The sequence below is a fragment of the Myxococcus sp. CA005 genome, assembly GCF_006518205.1.
GTDB classification, from domain to species: domain Bacteria; phylum Myxococcota; class Myxococcia; order Myxococcales; family Myxococcaceae; genus Myxococcus; species Myxococcus xanthus.
Window position 1 is genome coordinate 1 of the sequence record NZ_SRLV01000036.1, and the last position, 21,601, is coordinate 21,601.

22 protein-coding genes are annotated in these 21,601 nt (G+C 68.8%); 8 read left to right on the plus strand and 14 right to left on the minus strand.

Annotated elements, in window-relative coordinates; genetic code table 11:
- The 13 genes from FMQ63_RS17625 to FMQ63_RS17685 form a co-directional block, all read right to left on the minus strand.
- Positions 1-935, minus strand: a 935-nt coding sequence (locus tag FMQ63_RS17625) for a YscQ/HrcQ family type III secretion apparatus protein (RefSeq protein WP_141276673.1), incomplete at its 3' end; no start/stop codon positions are given.
- Positions 932-1,840, minus strand: a complete 909-nt coding sequence (locus FMQ63_RS17630; RefSeq protein ID WP_011552519.1) for a flagellar hook-length control protein FliK — start codon at positions 1,838-1,840, stop codon at positions 932-934. The genes FMQ63_RS17625 and FMQ63_RS17630, both read right to left, overlap by 4 nt.
- Positions 1,841-1,876: 36 nt before the next feature.
- On the minus strand, positions 1,877-2,365 hold the full coding sequence (locus FMQ63_RS17635) for a flagellar assembly protein FliH (RefSeq protein WP_011552518.1): 489 nt from the start codon (positions 2,363-2,365) through the stop codon (positions 1,877-1,879).
- A gap of 51 nt (positions 2,366-2,416) precedes the next feature.
- Positions 2,417-3,730 (minus strand): type III secretion system ATPase SctN, encoded by a 1,314-nt coding sequence (gene sctN, locus FMQ63_RS17640; protein WP_011552517.1) that lies wholly within the window; start codon positions 3,728-3,730, stop codon positions 2,417-2,419.
- A 24-nt stretch (positions 3,731-3,754) separates the two neighbouring features.
- Positions 3,755-4,426 (minus strand): FliH/SctL family protein, encoded by a 672-nt coding sequence (locus tag FMQ63_RS17645; protein ID WP_011552516.1) that lies wholly within the window; start codon positions 4,424-4,426, stop codon positions 3,755-3,757.
- A 24-nt stretch (positions 4,427-4,450) separates the two neighbouring features.
- A complete protein-coding gene (locus FMQ63_RS17650) occupies positions 4,451-6,673 on the minus strand; it encodes a hypothetical protein (RefSeq protein WP_011552515.1) in 2,223 nt (740 codons plus the stop codon).
- Positions 6,674-6,744: 71 nt separating this feature from the next.
- The gene (locus FMQ63_RS17655) at positions 6,745-7,563 is read right to left on the minus strand and encodes a type III secretion system protein (RefSeq protein ID WP_011552514.1); all 819 of its coding nucleotides are present in this window, start codon (positions 7,561-7,563) and stop codon (positions 6,745-6,747) included.
- Positions 7,564-7,677: 114 nt separating this feature from the next.
- Entirely contained in the window at positions 7,678-8,235 is a 558-nt protein-coding gene (locus FMQ63_RS17660) for an ATP-dependent helicase HrpB (protein WP_228556445.1), read from the minus strand.
- The gene (locus FMQ63_RS17665) at positions 8,117-8,953 is read right to left on the minus strand and encodes a sigma-70 family RNA polymerase sigma factor (protein ID WP_011552512.1); all 837 of its coding nucleotides are present in this window, start codon (positions 8,951-8,953) and stop codon (positions 8,117-8,119) included. Before FMQ63_RS17665 ends, FMQ63_RS17660 begins: the two co-directional genes overlap by 119 nt.
- A gap of 7 nt (positions 8,954-8,960) precedes the next feature.
- Complete coding sequence (locus FMQ63_RS17670) at positions 8,961-9,356, minus strand: hypothetical protein (protein WP_011552511.1); 396 nt, start codon at positions 9,354-9,356, stop codon at positions 8,961-8,963.
- Between the two features lie 16 nt (positions 9,357-9,372).
- Positions 9,373-9,804: a lipopolysaccharide assembly protein LapB gene (locus FMQ63_RS17675; RefSeq protein ID WP_026113930.1), complete on the minus strand. Its 432-nt coding sequence runs from the start codon at positions 9,802-9,804 to the stop codon at positions 9,373-9,375.
- A gap of 30 nt (positions 9,805-9,834) precedes the next feature.
- A complete protein-coding gene (locus FMQ63_RS17680) occupies positions 9,835-10,401 on the minus strand; it encodes a hypothetical protein (RefSeq protein ID WP_011552509.1) in 567 nt (188 codons plus the stop codon).
- Between the two features lie 138 nt (positions 10,402-10,539).
- Complete coding sequence (locus FMQ63_RS17685; protein ID WP_026113931.1) at positions 10,540-10,815, minus strand: hypothetical protein; 276 nt, start codon at positions 10,813-10,815, stop codon at positions 10,540-10,542.
- A 270-nt stretch (positions 10,816-11,085) separates the two neighbouring features.
- Here FMQ63_RS17685 and FMQ63_RS17690 point away from each other — a divergent pair, with 270 nt between their 5' ends.
- The 8 genes from FMQ63_RS17690 (at position 11,086) to FMQ63_RS17725 (ending at position 20,513) form a co-directional block, all read left to right on the plus strand.
- Positions 11,086-11,700, plus strand: coding sequence for an RNA-binding protein (locus tag FMQ63_RS17690; protein WP_216608802.1), 615 nt, complete (start codon positions 11,086-11,088; stop codon positions 11,698-11,700).
- A gap of 243 nt (positions 11,701-11,943) precedes the next feature.
- Positions 11,944-12,441 carry a GbsR/MarR family transcriptional regulator gene (locus FMQ63_RS17695; RefSeq protein ID WP_011552506.1) on the plus strand — a complete coding sequence of 166 codons (498 nt, stop codon included), beginning with the start codon at positions 11,944-11,946 and terminating at the stop codon, positions 12,439-12,441.
- Positions 12,438-13,181 carry an ABC transporter ATP-binding protein gene (locus FMQ63_RS17700; protein ID WP_011552505.1) on the plus strand — a complete coding sequence of 248 codons (744 nt, stop codon included), beginning with the start codon at positions 12,438-12,440 and terminating at the stop codon, positions 13,179-13,181. The genes FMQ63_RS17695 and FMQ63_RS17700 overlap by 4 nt, the downstream gene beginning before the upstream one ends.
- Before the next feature lie 2 nt (positions 13,182-13,183).
- Positions 13,184-15,292, plus strand: coding sequence for an ABC transporter permease (locus FMQ63_RS17705; RefSeq protein WP_011552504.1), 2,109 nt, complete (start codon positions 13,184-13,186; stop codon positions 15,290-15,292).
- Positions 15,293-15,296: 4 nt separating this feature from the next.
- Positions 15,297-16,598 (plus strand): ABC transporter permease, encoded by a 1,302-nt coding sequence (locus FMQ63_RS17710; RefSeq protein ID WP_011552503.1) that lies wholly within the window; start codon positions 15,297-15,299, stop codon positions 16,596-16,598.
- Positions 16,599-16,602: 4 nt separating this feature from the next.
- Entirely contained in the window at positions 16,603-17,385 is a 783-nt protein-coding gene (locus tag FMQ63_RS17715; RefSeq protein ID WP_011552502.1) for an outer membrane lipoprotein-sorting protein, read from the plus strand.
- On the plus strand, positions 17,382-18,998 hold the full coding sequence (locus FMQ63_RS17720; protein WP_026113932.1) for a hypothetical protein: 1,617 nt from the start codon (positions 17,382-17,384) through the stop codon (positions 18,996-18,998). The genes FMQ63_RS17715 and FMQ63_RS17720 overlap by 4 nt, the downstream gene beginning before the upstream one ends.
- Before the next feature lie 180 nt (positions 18,999-19,178).
- The gene (locus tag FMQ63_RS17725; RefSeq protein ID WP_225909916.1) at positions 19,179-20,513 is read left to right on the plus strand and encodes a hypothetical protein; all 1,335 of its coding nucleotides are present in this window, start codon (positions 19,179-19,181) and stop codon (positions 20,511-20,513) included.
- Here the strand turns inward: FMQ63_RS17725 and FMQ63_RS17730 are convergent.
- Positions 20,503-21,597 (minus strand): EAL domain-containing protein, encoded by a 1,095-nt coding sequence (locus FMQ63_RS17730; RefSeq protein ID WP_020477617.1) that lies wholly within the window; start codon positions 21,595-21,597, stop codon positions 20,503-20,505. The two genes, FMQ63_RS17725 and FMQ63_RS17730, sit on opposite strands and share 11 nt — an antisense overlap.
- Positions 21,598-21,601 lie beyond the last annotated feature (4 nt).

A 21,601-nucleotide genomic window follows, 5' to 3' on the forward strand; every position in this document is an offset into this window, starting at 1 on the left:
GTGCCCGCCTCGCCCTTGTCCGTGCGCGCCGACAACGCGTCCACCAGCAGCACGTCCTTCACCCGCAGGCTCGCCAGGTCCTGGCCGGAAATCTCCGCCGAGCCAATCTCCGCGCGAAGCCAACTGCGCACCGCCGACAGGCGGCTCGCGAAGGCCTCCAGGTCCGCCTTCCCCCGGGCCCGCCGCTGCGTGCTCTCCACCGCCGGCTCTGCCGCGTCCAGCACCGCCGCGGGCACCACCAGCCGCACCATGCCGCTGTGCGGCCCCAGCGTCGCTTGCAGGTGGACCGCCAGCATGGGGCCATCATCCCCCAGCCGCGCGGAGACCTCGTCCACGCCCCGCGCCACGCCGTCCAACCGGGGGCGCGGCACCGCCGCCTGCAGCCCCGGCACCAGCAGCTTGAGCCCCTCGAGGACGACGTAGGCCATCACGCCCTCCTCGATGTCCGTCAGCGGCCGCAGGCCCACCGTCTCACCGGCGCCGCCCAGCAGCAGGTCCACCGCCACGTGCGCCAGCGCGAGCTCCACCTCCAGCACCGCCCGGCCCTGGAGCGCCCCGGGCGCGAGCACCGCCAGGAAGGTCGGGTCGCCCAGGAAGCGCCGCAGCTCCGCCATGGGCCGCACCTGGACGGACTCCACCGTCAGGCGCACCTCCGCGTCGAACAACTCCGTGAGCCGAGCCGCCACGGCCACCGCCGTGCCGTCCGCGGGCGTCAGCCACCGCAAGCGCTCCGCGAGCAGTCCCTGGGCCCGGGAGACCTTCTCCAGGTTCCGGAAAGCGAAGGGCCGCCAGCGTTGCTCCTGGCTGGCGGGTGGCTCCTGGGATGCCGGGGACTCCTGCGGAGGCGCCTGGCGCGAAGGCCGGAGCTGGCTCAGGTCCACCAGCATCGTGCGCTCGTGGACGCCCGATCCTTCGTCCTCGGATTCGAGACTCATGCCTTCGCCTCGAAGCGGACGTCTTCAAGCCGGAGCCCACGGCCACTGAGCGCGGACCGCAGTCCCTCGCTGGCCCCCTCGAGTTGCTTGAGCACCTCGCGGTTGCTGCCGCTGAAGGTGGCCGAAATCTTCCCGTTCCGGGCGCTGACCTTGATGGACAGACCGCTGAGCACGTCGCCCCGCAGGTCGATCTGGAACTCCGCGTTGCCCGCGGCGTTCGTGCCCACGCGGACGCGGTCGACAATCTTCTGCGCAATCTCGGTGGCCAGGGCCCGCAGGCGCTCCGAGCCCGCGGTGCCCTTGGGCTTGGCCACGGGCACCGGCGCCATCAGCGCGGGGTTGAAGCGGAAGCCGGGGGCGATGGACTCCGACCCGCCGTCCTTCTTGTCCTTGCCACCACCACTGCCCTTGCCGCCGCCCGCGTCGGCATCCGCCCGGATGGCGGCGCCCCGCTCGGAGCTGACCTGCCCCAGGGAGGACTCCGCCTTGCCCAGGTCCTTCTCGCGGCTCTCGGAGGTCCGCTTCTCGTCGGTGCGCCGGGCGTCCCGGGCGTCCGACGCGCGCGAGCCGCCGCGAGCCTCCGCGGCCTGGCCCTGCGCCTGGGCTTGCGGCTGGGCCAGTTCCTTCATGGCGGGCTGCTGCTCCTGCTGCACCCGCTCACCAAACGTCTTGCCCTGCTGGGTGGCCCGCGCGAGCACGGCGCGCGCCAGACCGCCCTGTTGCTGCTGGGGCTGCGCGGGCGCCGGGCCCGGCGACGGAGGCGGCTGCTGGGACTGCTGCATCAGCCGCTGGAAGGCGGAGGCCCCCTCCTGGCGCTTCTTGGCCTGCCCCTCGGCGAGCTTCTTCTCCTGGAGGAGGCGCTCGGCCAGGCGCGCTGCTTCGCGATCGTCGTCAACTCGGCTCATGACGTCATTCCAGGGGGATGGGGAGGGCGCAGGTTACTACTTGCGCTGGCGCGCCAGGAACAAGGCGTTGCCAATCTCCTCCTGGTTCAGTTCCTCACGCTGCTGTCGCTCGTACTTCACCTGCTTCTGCCAGTTCTCTCGGTGCTTCTCGATGGCCTTCAGTTCCTTCGCCGCCTCGGCCATCTCCCGCCGGCGCTGCTCCACCAGCCGTTCGGCCACCTTGACGGCCTCCCGCTGGCGCTCCACCTCCAGCGCCACCTGCGCCTCTTCGTCCTTCAGGCGCTCCTCGAAGCGGTTCATCATGTTCATGCCGTTGATGCCGGCCCCCTTGAACATGACCTCCTTCAGGTAGGCGGCCACCTTCGCCTTGCGCTCGCGCTTGCGCTGCTCCAGGTCGTCGATGAGACGCTGGAGCTCCGCCTTCTCCTTCTCCAGCGCCTTGATGGCGGAGGAAAAGGCCTGCTCCGCCTCTTCCTTGGCCCGGGCGCGCATGTCCTGCAGGGCCTGCAACCGGTACGGGGGCATGTTGGCCCCATCCTAACCCGGAATCCCTGCCGCGCACCCCTGGCCAGCGCCTTACTCGTCGAACAGGGCGATCAGCTGCTCCACCGTCTCCTCGAACCCGGAGTTGGAGTGGGTGTCCTGCTTGAGGAAGTCGATGATGGCGTCGTACTTGTCGATGGCCTGATCCGTGCGGGGATCCGTCCCGTACTGGTAGGCCCCCAGGAGGATGAGGTCGCGCTGCTTCTCATACGTGGAGAGCAGCTCTCGGAGCCGTCCCGCCGCCTTCTTGTGGTCCTTGGAGACGATGCCGCTCATCACACGGCTGAGGCTGGCGAGCACGTCCATCGCGGGCCACTGGTTGCGCTCACCCAGGGCACGGTTGAGGATGAAGTGGCCGTCGAGAATACCGCGGACCTCGTCGGCGATGGGCTCTTCCATGTCACCGCCGGCCACGAGGCAGGTGTAGATGGCGGTGCACTTGCCCTTCTCCGAGTTGCCCGTGCGCTCCAGGATGCGCGGCAGCATGGAGAACACGCTCGGCGGGTAGCCTTGACGGGCCGGGGGCTCACCCACGGCGAGGCCAATCTCACGCTGGGCACGTGCCAGACGCGTCACCGTATCCAGCATGAAGAGCACGTTGCCGCCGCGCTCGCGGAAGTACTCGGCGATGGCGGTGGCGACATAGGCCGCGCGCAGACGCACGAGGCTGGGCTGGTCGGAGGTGGCGCACACCAGCACGGAGCGCTTCATGCCCTCCTCGCCCATGGCGTCTTCGATGAACTCACGGACTTCGCGGCCACGCTCGCCGATGAGCGCCACCACACAGAGGTCCGCTTTGGTGTTCCGGGCAATCTGCCCCATCAGCGTGGACTTGCCGACGCCGGAGCCGGCGAAGAGGCCCACGCGCTGACCCTCTCCCACCGTGAGCAGCCCATCGATGCAGCGCACGCCCAGGGGAAGTGGCCGCTCGATGCGCTGGCGGGTGAAGGGGTCCGGGCAGTCGCGGTCCACGGACCAGTCGATGAGGCCCTCCTCCGGCAACGGGTGGCCGTCCATGGGCTCGCCGATTCCGTTGAGCACACGGCCCAGCAGCGCCTCTCCGCACTTGATGCTCAGCGGCTTGCCGGTGGGGATGACCTCGCTGTCCGGACCGATGCCGTGCAGCTCGCCCAGGGGCATGAGCATCACCTCATCCCCCTGGAAGCCCACCACCTCCGCCTTCACCGCGCCGCGGTTGCGGCTCTTGATGAGCACCAGCTCGCCCACGCGGACGTTGGGCACGCTGGCCTTGATGATGAGGCCCGTCAGCTCCGTGACGCGGCCGCGCACGCGCACGACCTGCGCTTCCTTGATGAGGTCGAAGTACCGCGAGAGGTCAATGGCCATGGGCGAGTCCCTTGACGCTCCGGCTCAAGCCGGCCCTTCCTTACGCGCGGTGTCCGGCAACAGGATGTTCTGGAGCATCTCCAACTGCGTGGGAAGCTGTGCGTCCACCGTGCCGAACTCCGTCTGGACGATGCAGCCCACGGGGGCCACCTCGGGGTCCTCCTTGATGGCCAGATCCACCGCGCGGCCGATGAGTTCCATCAGGACCGGCTTCTTCGCGCGGAGCACGGCGGCCGTCTTCGGGTGGACCCGCAGAATCATGGAGCGGGCGCTGCGCAGGTTCTCGATGGCAGCGGCGCACAGCTCCACCATCAGCTCCGGGTCCTTCTCCAGGCTCCGGCCGATGATCTTCTCCGCCACCTTGAGCGACAGCGCGATGACGTCCTGCTCGTGGCCGGTCAGCACCTCCCCCGCCTGCATCTTCGCGCGAAGGATGATTTCGGTGGCCTGCGCCAGGCCTTCTTGGCGGCCCTGCTCACGCGTCTTGGCGAGGAGGTCCTCGCGCTCGCGCTGCGCCTCCGCGAGGATGCGCTCCTTCTCGCGCTGCGCCTCCTCCAGGATGGCCGACGCGCCCTGTCGGGCCTCGAAGACCTCGGCGTTCATCACTCCCGCGCGGGGAGGCCGCAGCACGGGACGCTCGGGCGCGTGCGCCGGCTCCGCCGTCCCATCACCTCGAATCACCTTTCCGATCGCCATGGGCCGCTCCTTGCGAGCCGGATGCTAGCGCGTTCCGCCCTTGGTTCCACGTCCCCCTGCACCCGGAGGCACAGGACGGTCGGTACCCGACGGAGAGCGGGGACGACGCTGGACGGACGTGCCCTCCCCCCGGGGCTTGGGCATGGGCGCCAGGGCCGGCGAGGTGATGGCCCGCCCCACCAGCACCCGGGGGGGACGCTCCGGCTCCGGCTCCGCCTCGGGGGGCTTGGCCCGGCCGCCTCCCTGGCCTCCCTGGGTACCGGATGCGCGCGAGCGGAACACCCGGGAGACCTCTGAGACCTCCCGCTCCGGTTCCGCGGCCCCGAACTTCATCCGAGCGGCCCGGGGAGGCTCCTCCGCCGGACGCTGCTGCCCCCGGGACGCGACGCGGGAGCGCTCATCCGCTGGGCGCGCCTGGACGCGGGAGCCTTCGGCCACCCGGGAACGCTCATCTGGGGCTCCGGATTGGACGCGGGAGCCTTCGGCCACGCGTGAGCGCTCGTCTGGAACGTTGGCATGGACGCGCGAGCCCTCCGCCACACGGGAACGCTCATCCGCAGGTCGGGCGTGGACCCGCGAGCCCTCGGCCACGCGTGAGCGCTCGTCCTGCGCGCCAGCCTGAACCCGCGAGCGCTCGCCCTGGCCTCCAGCCTGAACCCGCGAGCCCTCTGCCACACGGGAACGCTCGTCGGGCGGACGCGAATGCACCCGGGAACCCTCGGCGACCCGCGCGCGGTCCCGCTCTGACAGCGTGTCGGGGTCCTGGGGGCGAGGCCGTGCGCCGCGCTGCCCCAGCCGAGAAGGCGGCGGACCGATGCGCGCGCCCTCTGGATCCGCGCGAGGCGGACGCGTATCGGGCCCCTCACCCTCACGGCGAGCCCCCGCGCCGCCCTCGTTCGCGGGCTCACGCCGGGCCGGCATCCGCTGCACCGCGGAGCCATCCTGTCGCTTCGCGGGCGTGGCCACGCGGGACGGCTCACGCGAGGACAACACACCCGCGTTTCGCGCCGCTCGCTCCGCCATGAAGTCCCGCCGGGCCGGTGCTCCCGCGCCCTGGCGAGCCGCACCCGGGGCCTGCCCCCGCGCCGGCGGTCGTGTCGGTACATCCCGGCCAGCAGCTGCCGCCTTGGCAGGTGCCGCCCCAGCAGCAGGTGCAGCCTTGGCAGGTGCCGCCCCAGCAGGCGCAGCCCCACCGGGCGCCGCCGCCTTGGCCGCGGGTGGCGCCGCCGCGGCAGCCGCCTTCCGGGCTCCCGGAGGCGGAGGAAGAACGGCGGACTGACGCGGAGGCGGCGGTGTCGCCAGGCGAACCGGCCGCTCAATGAGGCCACGCGTGGCCAGCCGCTCCAGGTCCATCACGATGTCGGTCCGGCCGCCATCGCCTCGCGCGGTGGGACGCACGCGCTCCTCGCGCACCCACTTCGCCAGCAGGCTTCCGAACTCACCGCGGTACTTCTCCAGCATGCGCGCGGCGAACTCCGGAGACTGCGCCACGCATGCGCGCGCCAGCCGCTGAGCCCCCGCGCTGCGCAGCGCCACCGAGGGCCGCGTCAGGCCCTCGTGCGGCTCCAACTGCGCCCGGGCATCCTCCTCCGGCAGCTTGCGCGGAGCGTTGGCGGCCACGGCCTTGGTGGCCAGCAGCTTCAAGTCCGGCGGCAGTTGCTCCAGCATGGCCTCGCGCTCCGCGTCCGGAAGGCCCGCCAGCGCCGGCCCCAGCACCCGCGCGCCCAACCGGTCGCACATGGTGAGCAGCTCCCGTTGCTGAAGCTGAAGCACGTCCGCGAACTTGAAGCCCGCGGCCTGCTGCCCAGCGACCTCGCGCGCGAGCAGTTCCTCCAGCTTCCACCGGACGATGTCCAGGACCTGCGGGCGCACTTCGCGGGTCAGCTTCACGCGCGAGGGCGGCAGATGCGCGCGCACCGCCTCCGCCAGCGTGCCCGGCAGCGCGCGCAGCACCACTTCCACCAACGCGCCCCGCTCACGTTGCAGCAGCGCAGCCAACCGCTCCGGTTCGGCGCTCCAGAGCTGACCACGGCGGTCCTTCACCAGCCGCTTGATTTCCTGCACCAGCGCGGGGATGCGCTTCTCGCGCGGAACCTGAAGCAGCTCCTGCGCGCGATGACGCAGAAGCGCCCCCTCCTCTTCGGGAAGGTGCTCCAAGGCGCCGAGGCTCTCCTGGCCGCAGAACGTCACGGCCGTCAGGAGCAGCATGCTCTGGCGCTTGTTGAGCGAGGTGAAGAACGAGTCCAAACGTCACCTCGCGGGCCCCACGGACGCCCGCTGGGAGAAGGAGGGAAGCCCCACCGTGAGGGGCGGTGACGTCAAGCCTCGGGAGGACGACCGCGGGTACGCGCTCCAGCGCGCGTGGCAGGGGCGCTGCTGGAGCCGCCGCGCATGAAGGTCCACATCGTCAGGCCCAGCATCGCCAGCACCAGCACGAAGGCGCCCGCGAACATCACCTTGAACTGGCTGGCGCTGGCCGCCGTCATGCGCAGCCCCAGCACGTCCTGCAGGCGGCTCTCCGCGTCCGTCTCCGCCGACGGCGGCAGGGCCTGCGTCATCAGCACCGTCACCGCGCTGGCCTTCAGCTCCGGCACCGCGGTGGCCGCGAACTGCTGCACCACGGCGGTGTCGATGGGCGGCTTGCCCCCCTCGCCCGGGCGGTACTTGATGAACACCGACGCGGACGGCATCGGCTTGTTCTCCGGCTGCGTGAGGTCATTGTTCTCCGGAATCATCACGATGGCGCGCGCTTCCAGCACGCCGTCGATCTGATTCAGCGCATTGGAGACCTCGCCGCCCATCGCCTTGAGGAGCATGGCGCGCTCCTCCGTCGCGGTGGGCACCATGCTGCCCTTGGCGAAATGGGCCAGGCCCTTCTCCACCGGCCGCGGCAGCGAATTGAGCTTGAGCAGCTCCGCCGCCTGCGCGGCATCCGCCTTGGGCACGGTGATCATGAACCGCACCTCGTTGCCGCCTTCTTCCTTTTCCTTCTTGGCGTTGATGCCGTTCTTGCTGAGCAGGACGTAGATTTCGTTGGCGTCCGCTTCGCTCAGCGCGTGCTGGAGTTCAATGTGGCAGCCCGTCAGGAAGAGAAGGGCGAGAAGCGAGGCGGCAAACGCGTGCGGTCGGCGAATCATGGGCGGGTCGGAGCTTACTAGGCCCCCGGAAAACGCGGAAGGGCGCCCCCTCCCGCTCGTAGAGGGAGGGACCGCCCTTCTTGAGGCCGCGCCGCCGGGAAACCGGGGTTGGGCCTACACCTGGGTCTTGACGACGTCCTTCAGGCCGGTGGTCGCCTTCTCCACGACCTTGCTCGTCAGGTCCAGCTGCTGCGTGTACTGGTACATGGAGGCCTGGAGCGACAGCAGCTCCGCGTTGGAGAACGCCTTGCCGCTGGAGGCCTGCTTGATGATGTGCTCCAGGTTGACCTGGCCCTTCTCCAGGTCACCGACGATCTGCGTCATCATGTCGCCCGCCTTGGACGACTTGGACGCCTCGGCCTTGGCCGTCACCGGCTCCGCCGCCTTGGTCGTCACCGACTCCTGGGCGCCGTGCACCTTGTTGAGGGCGGCCTTCTCCGTCTTGTTGACGGTCTCCACCTGACGCACGGCATCCGTGCGCTGGGTGGCCTGCGCCGCCTGGGCCTTGTTCACCTGCTGGGCGGCGTCCACCTGACCGGCGCCCTGCGCCTTGTCAGCGAGAACTCCGTCGAACTTCGACGCGCCCTGCTTGTTCGTCTGCTGAGCGCCCTGATCCTGCAGCTTCTGCTGCGCGACCTGCGCCGCGGAGACTCCGGCCATCGGACCCGCCATGTGAGACCCTCCTTGCATCCATCGGAGAAGGAGGGAGCTCCTCCTCCTCATTCAAGAGTTCCTTGAGCCGGTCGATTGCCCGCGCATGCAGCCGCGAAGCCCAGCTCTTCGACTGCCCTATCTCCGCTCCCGCTTCCTCCAGCGTCCTGCCCTGGAAGTAGTACCCCATCAGGAGCTTTCGCTCCTTCTCCGGGAGCTTCTCGATCGCCGCCCGCACCCGCGTCTTCAGCTGCTCCTGCTCCATCCGGATGTCGACGGGGAGCGACTCGTCGGTGTAACCCGCCGTGTCCGCGCCTTCGATGCTGGTGGCGAAAACCATCGCCAGCCCCGTCACCGCATCCGAGATGTCATTCACATCATCGTCGAATGAGCTGCCGCGGTTGCCTGCTCCGGCCTCACGATCCGAAAGATTTCCCAGATACGCCGCCGCCCGCTCTCCCACATAGGCGTTGCGGGCATCGGAACCCCGCAGCACGCCCATCTTCCGAAGCCCGTCGAAGATGGCGCCCTTGATGCGGTAGTGCGCGAAGGTGAGGAAGTTGGCCCCGACCTTCGGGTCGAACCGCTCGGCGGCCTCCAGAAGGCCTATCTGGCCGTAGGCCAGCAGCTCATCCAGCTCCAGCTGGGCGTTGAACTGCTTGCGCACGGTCGCCGCCAGCGACCGGACGTAGGGGCCGTACTTCTCGAGGATGACCTGCCTGTCGTCGCCCAGAGCCAAGCGCCGCTCACTCGGCCTTAGACCACAGCCGCTCGAGGACCTGATTCAGCCGCGGATCATCCTGGAGCGCGTCTGCAATCTTGGTGGTGAGGGAGGAAGACTTCATGCGGAGCTTCTCCTTCAGGACTTCGGCGACCAGGGCCTGCGTCGCCTCTTCCTTGCTCTTGAAGCCCCCGTTCTTCAGCTTCCGGGCAATGGCCACCGCCTGGGAGGCCACTGGATCCGCGGCCTGGGGGCCCTGGACATTGCTGGAGCCTACCAGACCCGAGGGCCCGACAAGAGACTCCGTCCGGTCCACCCGGCCACCAAAGCTGGCGCCACCCGCCGGAGCCGCGCCGGCAGGGCCCTTCGCGCCACCCGCGCGGCCCTTCCCACCGCCTCGTCCGACACCTCCGACAGCCATCGCCGTGACCTCCGTCCTACGTCTTCGCCGGAGGCAGGACTCCCGCCTCCTTGGCCTGGATGAGGGACTGCGCCAGGCGGGCACCGTCCCCGTCCGGATCCAGGTCCATGGCGGCCTTCAGCTCCTTGAGCGCCTCGGGAACCTTCCCCATGAACAGCAGCGCTTCGCCCGCATGCGCCCGAGGGAGCCCGGACTGCGGGGCCAGGCGCTGCGCGACGCGGTAGGCCTGCAGGGCCTTGTCATGACGGCCCTGCGAGAACTCCACGGCGCCCAGCGCCAGCTGGGGTACCTCGCTCCGGGGCATCAGCGCGGCCGCCCCGGAGAAGATCTCCTTCGCCTTGTCGAAGTGGCCCATGTCGAGCCACAGGTAACCGGCCTCCAGCAGGACTCTGGCCTGCTGGCGTCCGAGCGGGACGAGGCTGTTCGAAATCTCCGAGGTGTCCGCCATTGACGCTCCCTTGGGCGACAACGCCCGCAGTTAGCGGACGTTGCTGATGGAGTTCTTGATCGTATCGTTCCGCGACTTCATCACGTTCGAGATCGCGGTGAAAGTCTGCGATTCCTGCTGAATGGCGGCCTGCAGGTTCAGGAGCTTGGAGTTCTCCTCGGCCATCTTGTTCAGCGAGAAGTTGCCGTTGACGGTGTCCGTGGTGCTGCCGCTGCCCTGCGCACCCAGACCCAGCGGCGAGCCGGAGCCAGCCACCGCGCCACCCAGACCGCCCGCGACGACACCGCCGCCGGCCGGCGCCACCGCGCCGCCCAGGTTGCCCGCCACCGCGGTGTTCATCACGCCCGCGTACGGCGCGCCCATGCCCGAGCCACCCGTCGAGGAGAACGTGTGCATCGAGGAGACGGCGGCGGAGACGATCTGCCCGCCGGGGACCATGCCCGCCATCGCGCCCACACCCGTGCCCACGGCGCTGGCGGCGCTGTTGAGACCATTGTGAAGCCGCGCGCCGAAACCGGTGTCCGGCGTCTGCCGCGCCGTCGTGACGTTGGTCGAGAGACGAACGTTCGGGCCCATCATGTTGTCGATCTTCGCCATTGCTTCCTCCAGGCGCTGCTTTCAGCGGAAAGGTCAGAGATCATCGATGCTCAGGATGCTCTCACTTGCATTATCGGCGGGGGGCCTCGCCGGTTGCCTAACCCCGGAAAAAAAGAGTCTCCCGGGGAAAAACCACCGTCATTTCCGACCCTTGCCACCCTTCGATTCGGCGATCAGCCGCTCGCGGGTCTCCACCAGCATCTCCAGCAGCTCCTCCGCGCGGCCAATGGCGGCCTGGGCCTTCTTGCCCTGCTCCACCTTGGGGCCCTTGAGTTCGGTGAGGCCCGTCTTCACCCCATCGAAGAAGCCACGGACCTCTTCCACGGAGGCCGCCTCGAGCAGTGACTCGATGGCGGGAAACGAGGGCGCGGGGAGGTCCTGCGCGGTCTGGGACGGCTTGGCGGTCGGGGGCATTGCGGAGACGGTCTCCTGTCGGGCCACCGGCCGGGCTGGCCAGTGGGCGCTGGGCCCCCGACGGTAAGGGAAAAGCCCCGCTTCCTACAAGGCGCTCCCCTCTTCCCCGGATGCGCGCGGCCCCCGAACCACCGGCCGGAGAGCGAACGGCCATTCCAGCAGGGGGGTGAGCAAGCCCTGTCCGGTTCCACGCGCGCACCTAGCTTCTCTCCAACGGGGGACGTCGCGTCGCCGCCCCCGCCCACTCACAACAACCACAGGAGAACCTCCATGAAGAAGCTCGTTGGCGTCTTCGCCACCATCGCCATGCTCGGAACGGGTACCGCCCTGGCCAACAACGACGGGAACAAGCCGAAGGACTCCTCGGCGGCCCAGGGTGGCTCGGGCCAGGTGGGGCAGAGCGAAATCCAGCAGGACACCACCATCGGACGCGGGACGACCACCACGCCCACTGCGCCGGGCCAGGGCGGCTCCGGCACCATGGGCCAGAAGGCCCCCATGGGCCAGAAGGAGCTCAACGGCCGCGTGGTGAAGGCGGAGAGCGACAAGATCTTCGTCGACATGCATGGCGCGGTGGTCCCCCTGGAGGTCGACCGCAGCACCCGATTCAGCGACCCGACCCTGAAGAAGGCCAAGGACCTGCGCCCCGGCCAGGAGATTCGCGCCAGCTACGAGGTGAAGGAGACCAAGAACGTCGCCAAGAGCATCTCCCTCTCGGGGACGGGTGGCGCGGGTGACCCGACGCTGACGCCGGACTCGTCCATCAACCAGGACAACAACAAGGGCGGCTCCGGCATGGAGCAGCACGAGGGCACCGGTGGCGCGGGCGACAGCAGCACCATGAACCCGGACACGGGCTCCAATACCTCGCCCGACACGTACTGATGACACACCCTTGGGCATGTCAGACCTGCACCCCATGAAGGGGATTTCGGGGCCCGCAGCCGCGAGTCGGCTGTGGGCCCCGCGCCATGGGACGTGCGCATGGAGGATTCGCCTCACCCTCCACTCCGTACAGTTCATTCAGTATTGACTGAACGAAACCCCGCCGCCTAAAAGCCTGCCCGTCACCCCGGCTGCCGTGCGCTCCGCACCGCGACGCCCAGCCGGCGAGGCGTGGAGACAGGCATGGTGGAACTGGAAGCCGCCGAACGTCGCTTCATCGAATCGATGGGGCTGTACTTCGAGCGGCGGGGGGGCACGCGCATCGGCGGGCGCATCTACGCGCTGTTGATGCTTGCGGGCAAACCCCTGTCGAACAAGCGCATCGCCATGCTGCTCAACGTGAGCGCGGCGTCGGTGTCCACCAACCTGCGAGCCTGCACGGACATGGGCCTGGTGGAACCCGCCAGCGTTCCGGGGGACCGGCAGCACTACTACGTCATCCATTCACAGGGCTGGGAAGGCAAGCTGCGCGTCGCCGAGGAGTCCCTGAGCGCCTTCGGCCGCCTCTGCTCCGAGGCCCTCGCGGTTCCGCGTCTCGCAGGAAATCGCAGCTTGCGAGAGGCTTCTGCTTTCTGTGATTTCTACAAGGCTGAGCTCACAGGCATCGCCGAGCGGTGGCGCGCAGCGAATGCCCCCCGTCCGCCACGCCCCGTCAAGACTTCGAAAGGACGTACCGCATGAATCCCACCGCTTCGCAGTCCTCCATCGTCTCCATCACGAACGTGACCAAGGACTACACCCTGGGGAAGGTGGTGGTCCCGGCGCTCCGGGGCGTGGACCTGGAGGTCCATGCCGGTGAGTTCATCTCCATCGCCGGACCCTCCGGCAGCGGCAAGACGACGCTGCTCAACCTCATCGGGTGCGTGGACACCGCCACCGGAGGTGTGGTCCGGGTGGCCGGGCAGGACACCAAGCAGCTCACGGAGCGCCAGCTCACGAACCTGCGCCTCAACACCATTGGCTTCATCTTCCAGAGCTTCAACCTGGTGCAGGTGCTCAGCGTCTTCCAGAACGTGGAGTTTCCGCTGCTCCTCCAGCGAAAGCTGGACAAGGCCCAGCGCCGTGAGCGGGTGATGCAACTCTTGGAGCAGGTGGGCCTGGCAAGCCACGCCAAGCACCGGCCCAACGAGCTGTCCGGAGGCCAGCGCCAGCGCGTGGCCGTGGCGCGCGCGCTCGTTACGCGGCCCCAGTTGGTGCTCGCGGACGAGCCCACGGCCAACCTGGACTCGGTGACGGGCCAGAACATCATCGACCTGATGAAGGAACTCAACCAGAAGGAGGGCACCACCTTCATCTTCTCCACTCACGACGCGAAGGTGATGAGCCACGCCAACGCGGTGGTGCGGCTGGCGGACGGCAAGTTCCTGGACCGCATCAGCGCCGCCGAGGCCAGCCGCGCCATGGCCTCTGGAGGCCACTGACCATGGGACAACTCCGTTTGCTGCTGCAGGTAGCCTTCCGCAACCTGTTCTCCAGCAAGATCAACCTGCTCATCGGCGGCATCATCTTCTTCGGCACCCTGCTCGTGGTGGTGGGCGGAGCGCTGATGGACAGCATGGACAGCGCGATGAGCCGCAGCATCATCGGCAGCGTCGCGGGCCACATCCAGGTCTACTCGGATGACTCCAAGGACCCGCTGGCCCTCTACGGCAGCATGAGCGGCGAGCCGGACCTGGCCGCGCTGGACGACTTCAGCCAACTCCGGCCCTTCCTGGAGAAGCACCCCAACGTGAAGACGGTGGTGCCCCTGGGCACCAGCGGCGCCATCGTCACCTCCGGCAACACGGTGGACCTGACGCTGTCGAACCTGCGCGCGCTCTACAAGAAGCGCGACGAGGCCGGTGAGACGCCCGAGCTGCGGGAGAGCATCGACAGCGTCAAGGGGCACGTGCGGCAGATGGTCGACCTGATGGCCGACCAGACGGCCAAGAGCGAGCAGGAGCTGGGCGGCGCCCAGAAGGACCCCGCGGAGGTGGAAGCACTCGCCCGGGCGCGCACGGACGCGTTCTGGGACGCCTTCGAGGAGGCCCCGTACACCGCGCTGGAGCTGTTGGAGAACCGCATCGCCCCACAGATTCCGGACGGGGACATGCTGGAGCTGCGCTACGCCGGCACGGACCTGGACGCGTTCCAGCGCACCTTCGACCGCATGGAGATCGTGGACGGACAGCCGGTGCCCACCGGGCAGCGAGGCATGCTGCTGTCCAAGTTCTTCTACGAAGAGTTCCTCAAGATGAAGTCGGCGCTCCGGCTGGACCACATCAAGCAGGAGCGGGACCTCAACCAGAAGGCCATCGCCACCGACCCGGACCTGCAGCGCTGGGTGAAGGAGAACCAGACGCAGACGCGGGAAATCATCTTCCAGTTGGACCCCGTCAAGACGCGGAAGATGGTGGAGCGGCTGCAGAAGCTGCTGGGCAGCCAGGAGCCCGCGCTGGACAAGCTGCTGACGCAGTTCTTCACCACCGACGACGCCAACTTCGACACCCGCTACGCCCAGTTCTACTCGGAGCTGGCACCGCTGCTGGAGCTCTACCGGCTGCGCATGGGGGACGTGCTCACCATCACCGCCTTCACGCGCACCGGCTACATGCAGAGCGTCAACGTGAAGGTCTACGGCACCTACCAGTTCAAGGGCCTGGAGAAGTCCGCCATGGCCGGCGCGCTGAGCCTGATGGACCTGATGTCGTTCCGGGACCTGTACGGGTACCTCACCGCGGACAAGAAGGCGGAGCTGGCGGAAATCCAGAAGCAGAGCGGCCTGGAAGCCCTCAGCCGGGACGAGGCCGAGGAGGCCCTCTTCGGTGAGGCCAGCGACAACGAGTTGGTGGCCGAGGCCACGTCCAGCGACGTGGACGACCAGGCCGCCTTCACCGGAGACCAGGGGGCGCTCACGCGTGAGAACCTGCTCCAGCGCGTCTACACCCAGCAGGAAATCGAGCAAGGCGTGGCCCTGAGCGCGGCGGTGATGCTCAAGGACCCGGAGCTGCTGGAACAGACGATGGTGGAGCTGCGGCAGGCGGCGAAGGATGCGGGCCTGAAGCTGCGCGTGGTGTCCTGGCAGGAGGCGGCGGGCATCATCGGGCAGTTCGTGCTGCTCGGGAAGCTGGTGCTCTACTTCGCCGTCTTCATCATCTTCGTGGTGGCACTGGTCATCATCAACAACGCCATGATGATGGCCACCATGCAGCGCGTGCGCGAGGTGGGAACGATGCGGGCCATTGGCGCGCAGCGCTCCTTCATCCTGGGCATGGTGCTGGTGGAGACGCTGGTGCTGGGGCTCGTGTTCGGCTCGGCCGGCTCACTGGTGGGCAGCGGCATCATGGCCCTGCTCAACAGCGCTGGCATCCCCGCGGGCAACGAAGCGCTCTACTTCTTCTTCTCCGGCCCCCGGCTGTTCCCCACGCTGAGCGCCAGCAACCTGGTGGCGGCGTTCGTGATCGTCCTGGGCGTCTCCGCCATCTCCACCCTCTATCCCGCGTTCCTCGCGACCCGGGTCTCGCCCCTCCAGGCGATGCAGACGGACGAGTGAGAACATGCTCCAGCTCTTCCTCATCGCATTCCGCAACCTCGGCACCCACCGCAGGCGCACCCTGCTGCTGGGCGGCGCCATCGCCAGCGTCACCGCGCTGCTCGTCATCCTCATGGGCCTGTCCACGGGCATGAAGGAGTCGATGCTCCGCTCCGCCACCACGCTGTCCACCGGCCACGTCAACGTGGCCGGGTTCTACAAGGTGACGGCGGGCCAGGCGGCGCCGGTCGTCACCGGCTATCCGGCCATCCTGGAGCAGATCCGCAAGGACGTGCCGGAGCTGGACTTCGCCGTCCAGCGCGGCCGGGGCTGGCTCAAGGTCGTCAGTGAGACGTCCTCCATTCAGGTGGGCGTGGGCGGCATCGACATCCAGTCCGAGCCCGGCCTCCGTCAGGTGCTGCAGATTCGCGCGGGCTCGCTGGACGGCCTGGCCGAGTCCGGCACGGTGCTGCTCTTCGAGAAGCAGGCGAAGAAGCTCAACGTCCAGGTGGGCGAGTCCGTAACGCTGGCCGCCCAGACGCTGCGAGGCGCCAGCAACACGGTGGACGCGCGCGTGGTGGCCATCGCGGCCGACATGGGCATGCTGAGCGACTTCGGCATCTTCGTGCCGTCGGACACGCTGCGCTCGCTGTACCAGTTCAAGAGCGACACCGCGGGCGCGCTGCTGCTCTACCTGAAGGACATCCAGCATGTGCCAGCGGTGCAGGCGCGGCTGCGCCAGACGCTGACGGACGCGGGCCACACGGTGATGGACCACGACCCGCGCGCGTTCTTCATGAAGTTCGAGACCGTCAACCGTGAGGCCTGGACGGGTCAGCGGCTGGACATCACGAACTGGGAGGACGAAATCTCCTTCATCACCTGGACGCTCACCGCGCTCAACAGCCTCACCGGTGTGCTCATCTTCGTGCTGATGGTCATCATCGGCGTGGGCATCATGAACACGCTGTGGATCGCCATCCGGGAGCGCACCCGGGAGATTGGCACCCTGCGCGCCATTGGCATGCAGCGCACCCGCGTGCTGCTGATGTTCGTGTTCGAGGCGCTCCTGCTGGGCATGCTGGGCACGCTGGCGGGCGCCAGCACCGGGTTGGTGCTGTGCCTGGCCGTCAATGCCATGGCCGTGCATGTCCCGGAGGTGGTGGCGGTCTTCATCATGTCGGACACCTTGAATCTGGCCGTGCACCCCTCGTCCATCCTGGGTGCCATGGCCTTCATCACCGCGTGCACCACCGCCATCTCGCTCATTCCCTCCTTCCTCGCCGCGCGGCTCAAGCCGGTGACGGCGATGCACCACATCGGGTGACCCTATGAGCCTCAAGAACATGCTGTCCGCCGCGGCGCTGGCCGTGGCGCTGCTGTCCGCCCCGGCCGCCCTGGCCCTGGAGCAGGCCGAGCAGGTGAAGCTCCTGGCCACCATCGACGACCGCCAGCGAAACGGCGGCGACTACAAGGCGATGGTGTACCTGGAGCAGAAGGAGAAGGGGAAGGCGGACCTCGTCTACGAGCTGGTCGTCTACCGCCGCGACGAGGACGACAAGCTGATGATGCTGTTCACCAAGCCCAAGACGGAGGCGGGCAAGGGCTATCTGCGCCTGGACAAGAACCTCTGGAACTACGACCCCAACGTGGGCCGCTGGGAGCGCCGCACCGAGCGCGAGCGCATCGCGGGTACCGACAGCCGCCGCGCGGACTTCGACGAGTCGCGGCTGGCCGAGGAGTATGACCCGTCCTACGAGGGCGAGGCGAAGCTGGGCAAGTACACGGCCCACTTGATGACGCTGAAGGTCAAGCCCGGCGTGGACGTGGCCTACCCCGTCCTCAAGGTCTGGGTGGACAAGGCCTCCGGCAACATCCTCAAGCAGGAGGAATACGCCCTGTCCGGCCGGAAGATGCGCACGGCGCTCTACCCCCGCTGGAAGAAGATGTTCAGCGAGTCCAAGAAGGACGACGTCTGGATTCCGGAGGAGATGCGCATCTACGACGAAATCGAGAAGGGGAACTCCACCACCATCCTCGTCAAGACAGTGGACCTGCGTCCGCTGGAAGCCAACCTCTTCACCAAGGCGTGGCTCGAGAGCAAGAGCCGATGACCCCGCGCACGCTCACCCTGGCCGCGGCGCTGTCCGCGGCCCTCACCGGTACGCCCACGTGGGCCCAGTCCGAGGAGCGGCCCGACGAGGACGCGCTCTTCGGAGGCGGGCAGGAGAAGACGCCCGCGGAGGCACCCGCGGGCGAGGAATCGGGCCGGCCTGACGAGGATGCGCTCTTCGGCGGTGACGGCTCGGAGCCGACGGTGGACGTGGCCCCTGGCACCACCGGGGGCGCCACGGAGCGGCAGCCGCCGCTGACCGCGCCTGACGAAAACCGGGACGCGGACGTGTTGAACGGCCCTGCGACCCGGAGCGCCTTCGACACCGAGGACGTGGTGGACGATCCGCTGAAGATTGGCGGTCAGTTCTACCTGCGCGGCTTCATGGCGGGTAGCGAGAACACCTCGCTCCGCCAGACGTCCTTCTCCGCCCCCACGCTGGTGGACGGCTACCTCGACGCGCGCCCGTCCGACCGGATCCGTGGCTTCGTCGTGGGACGCTTGAACTACGACCCCGCCATTCCGCCCCGGACCACGGCGGACGCCCCGGCGAACCCGCGCGTGCTGCTGGACCAGGCGTGGCTGCGCTTCGACCTGGAGCGCACGGTGTTCTTCACCGTGGGCAAGCAGCACGTGAAGTGGGGCACCGGGCAGATCTGGAACCCCACGGACTTCCTGTCGCCCCAGCGTAGAGACCCGCTGGCCTTCGTGGACCTGCGCACGGGCGTGTCCATGTTGAAGGTGCACGTGCCCTGGGAGTCCAAGGGCTGGAACGTGTACGGCATCCTCGTCATGGATGACCTGGGCACGGACGTGGGCGCCATCACCGACCCGAGCGGAAGTCCCACGTCCCAGGCCGGCGGCAGTGACCCGGTCAACCGGCTGGGCCGCCTGGGCGGCGCGCTGCGCGCGGAAGTCCTGCTGGGGCCCGCGGAGCTGGGCGCCAGCGCGGTGGCGCAGAATGGACGCAAGCCCCGCTTCGGGCTCGACGTGTCCTCGCCGCTGGGGCCGCTGGACGTCTACGCCGAGGTTGCGCTGAAGGAAGGCACGGACCGGCCGCTGTACCGCATTCCGGAAGGGACGACGCTCGAGGACATCGCGCAGAACGGCGTCCAGGTGGAAGCCTACATTCCCTCGCGGCTCACGCCGCAGATGACGGCGGGCGCGACCTACAGCTTCCCGTATGGGGAGAACGACCTGGCCGTGCTGGGCGTGGAGTACTTCTTCAACTCCACGGGCTACACCGGCTCGTTCGGGTATCCGTACCTGCTGCTGAAGGGCGCCTTCAACCCGCTCTACCTGGGACGGCATTACGGCGCCGCGTACCTCTTCCTGGACCGGCCTGGTCCATTGGAGCGGACGTCCTTCAACCTGTTCACGCTGGGCAACCTGTCGGACCGCTCGTTCACCACGCGGCTCAACGTGATGCACCGGGCGCTCACGTATCTCACGGTGGAGGCGTACGGCTCGGTGAACTACGGACGGCGCGGCGGTGAGTTCCGGCTCGCCGTTGATGTGCCGGAGGGGCTCGTCGTGGATGGGCAGCCGATTCCGGCCTTCTCCATACCCGCGCCAACGTTCCAACTGGGAGCGGGGCTCCGCATCAGCCTCTGAGTCCGGCGACGCGTCCTGAGGTGCCCGAGGGCCGTGCTCCCCTGCTTCCGGGAGCGCGGCCCTGGGTGTTTTCAGGGCGCGAGCAGGCAGTTTCGGGGATGCCCGCCCTGCGAGCAGCCAGCCGGGCGCCGTACAGGCAGTTGGGGTGTCCGAGGGCGGACGGATGGACAGATTTCCGCCATGCGCCTCTGGATTGCCATCGCTGCAGGGTGGGGCCTCGGCCAGTTGCCGAACGCGCCGGTCATGATTCCTCCCGAGGACCCTTCCATCCGGGACCCGGCCGCAGCGGCGCTCCAGGACGCGAACCAGCAGGCGGCGGAAGAGATTGAAGGGCTGAGGCCCCCGGCGGGCTACGTCTATGAGGCGCCGGAGGATGCGTCACCGCGCGACTTCGTGCTGACGCCCGTCCTGCCCGACGGCGCGCCACCGCCGATGCCGGGACAGGTCGCCACCGAGGAGGCCGCGCAGCGCTACGAGCCAGTTCCCTCGCCCCTGGAGGCGCTGCAACAGGAACAGGCCGCGATGGGTGGGAGCGGACAGCAGACGGGGGCTGACGGCACCTCGACGGGCCAGGCCACCACGGGTGGGACGACGAGCGGTGCGGGTGGTTCGGGTGTGACGGGGCAGGACGTGAGTGGATCCGGCACGAGCACCGGCAACACAGGCACGGGTGGCGCCGGCACGACGGGCCCGCAGCAAGACGGCAGCGGAACGCCCCCTGAAAACACCGTCCCCGCGGAACAGCAGAACCTCGGCAACACGGGCGCGACCGCCGCCCAGACGGCACCCCAGCAGGGAACCCCCACGGGCCAGAGCGGCACAGGCACGACCAGCGCAGTCCCCTCCCCTGCCCCCGCGACGCCGGCTTTCATTGGCCGCTCGGAACCCATCGGCCGCTCCGAGCCCATTGGCCGCTCGGAACCCATCGGCCGCTCCGAGCCCATTGGCACGCCGCCCACCGTAGCGCCCGCGAACAACCCGATGGGCACTGGCGGCGCAGGAACGCCGAACACGAATCAGCCGACGCCCGCGCAGCAGATGGAACAACTGAATGAGCGGGTGAAGCAGCTCGAAACCCAGCTCAACGAGCGCGACGCCGACCTCACCGTGAGAAACCAGGCCGTCCAGCTCCAGGTGGACACCTACGGCGACCGCGCGGTCGACGTGGAGCAGGCACGACAGGACCGGCTGACCCAGATTCAGACCGCCAGTCAGTGGATGCTCGCGGCGGACACGGCGCTGGAACAGGGTGAGCTGGACGTCGTCAATGCGCTCGACATCGCCGACAACGCCTTCGTCGACTTGCGTGACAGCGCGGAGGAGGACGGCCAGGGCACGGTCGTCGTCCACGCGGAGCGCGTGCGTGCGCTGCTCAATCTCGCCCGTAACTTCGTCAACAACCGCGACGGATACAATGCCCGGCTCGCCCTCCAGGAGGCAGGCGTCCAGCTGAGCATCCTCCGCGCCGCCAACCTCGAGCGACAGGCCACCGGCAACGTCCTGCTCAATCCGTGAACGACGGCGTCGCCCCCACGGGGGGACTCTGCGGACGGGCGATGAGGTAGCCCTGCACGAAGTCCACCCCGTGCGAGCGGACCCAGCGCAGCTCCTCGTGCGTCTCGATGCCCTCCGCCACCGTGCGGATGCCCAGCGTCCGCGCAATCTCCAGGAGCTTCTCCACGATGGAGCCTTTGTACGGGTCCAGGTGGACGTCACGCACCAGCTCCATGTCCAGCTTGATGATGTCGGGACGCAGCCGGTGGATGAGGTTCAGTGACGAGAAGCCCGCGCCCAGGTCGTCCAGCGCCACCCGGAAACCCGACTTGCGGTAGAAGTCCACGATGCCGCGCAGATGCTCCGCGTCCGCCGTCTGGTCCGTCTCGATGATTTCGAACACCACCCGCTCCGGCGCAATGCCCGCCGCGTGGATGGCCTCCACCGTGGAGCGAAGACAGACCGTGGCGTCGTAGATGGCCGTGGGCGTGAAGTTGATGAAGAGGTGCGTGTCCAGCCCGTGCTTCACCGCCTGCCGGATGGCCGTGGTACGCGCCGCCAGGTCCAGTTGGAACAGCAGGTCCGCCTCGCGCGCCGTCTGCATCATCCGTCCGGGCAGCACCAGCGTGCCGTCCGGCTCCAGGCCTCGCATCAACGCCTCGTGCGCGAAGATGCAGCGGGTGTCCTGCGCATGGACGATGGGCTGGAAGTGCGTGGTGAGCCGCTCCTCGGAGAGCAAATCCACCAGCCACCCCGCGCGCGTCCGCGTGACGAGCCGCTGGAGTGAGCCCACCCGGGGATAGTCACCCAGCCCGGGCTCCGCCGCCCCCGGCATGAACAGCGCCCGGGTGGCCCGCGCCTCCTCCTGCGTGAGCGCGGCCAACAGGTTCGATGCCAGAGGCGACAGCCCCGCCTCCGGCACCCACACCTCGACGCAATGGGCTTCGGCACGCACCTGGACCTCGTGCCGCGCCTCCCGGAGGAAGGACAGCAGCCGGCCCTGGCTGTGCCCCACCGGGCTCCACAGGAACAGACGCCCGGCGCCCTCCGCGAGGGGAGGAAGCGTCTGGCACCTGCCGCAGGACCGCGTCGGGGTGTCGCTCATCCAG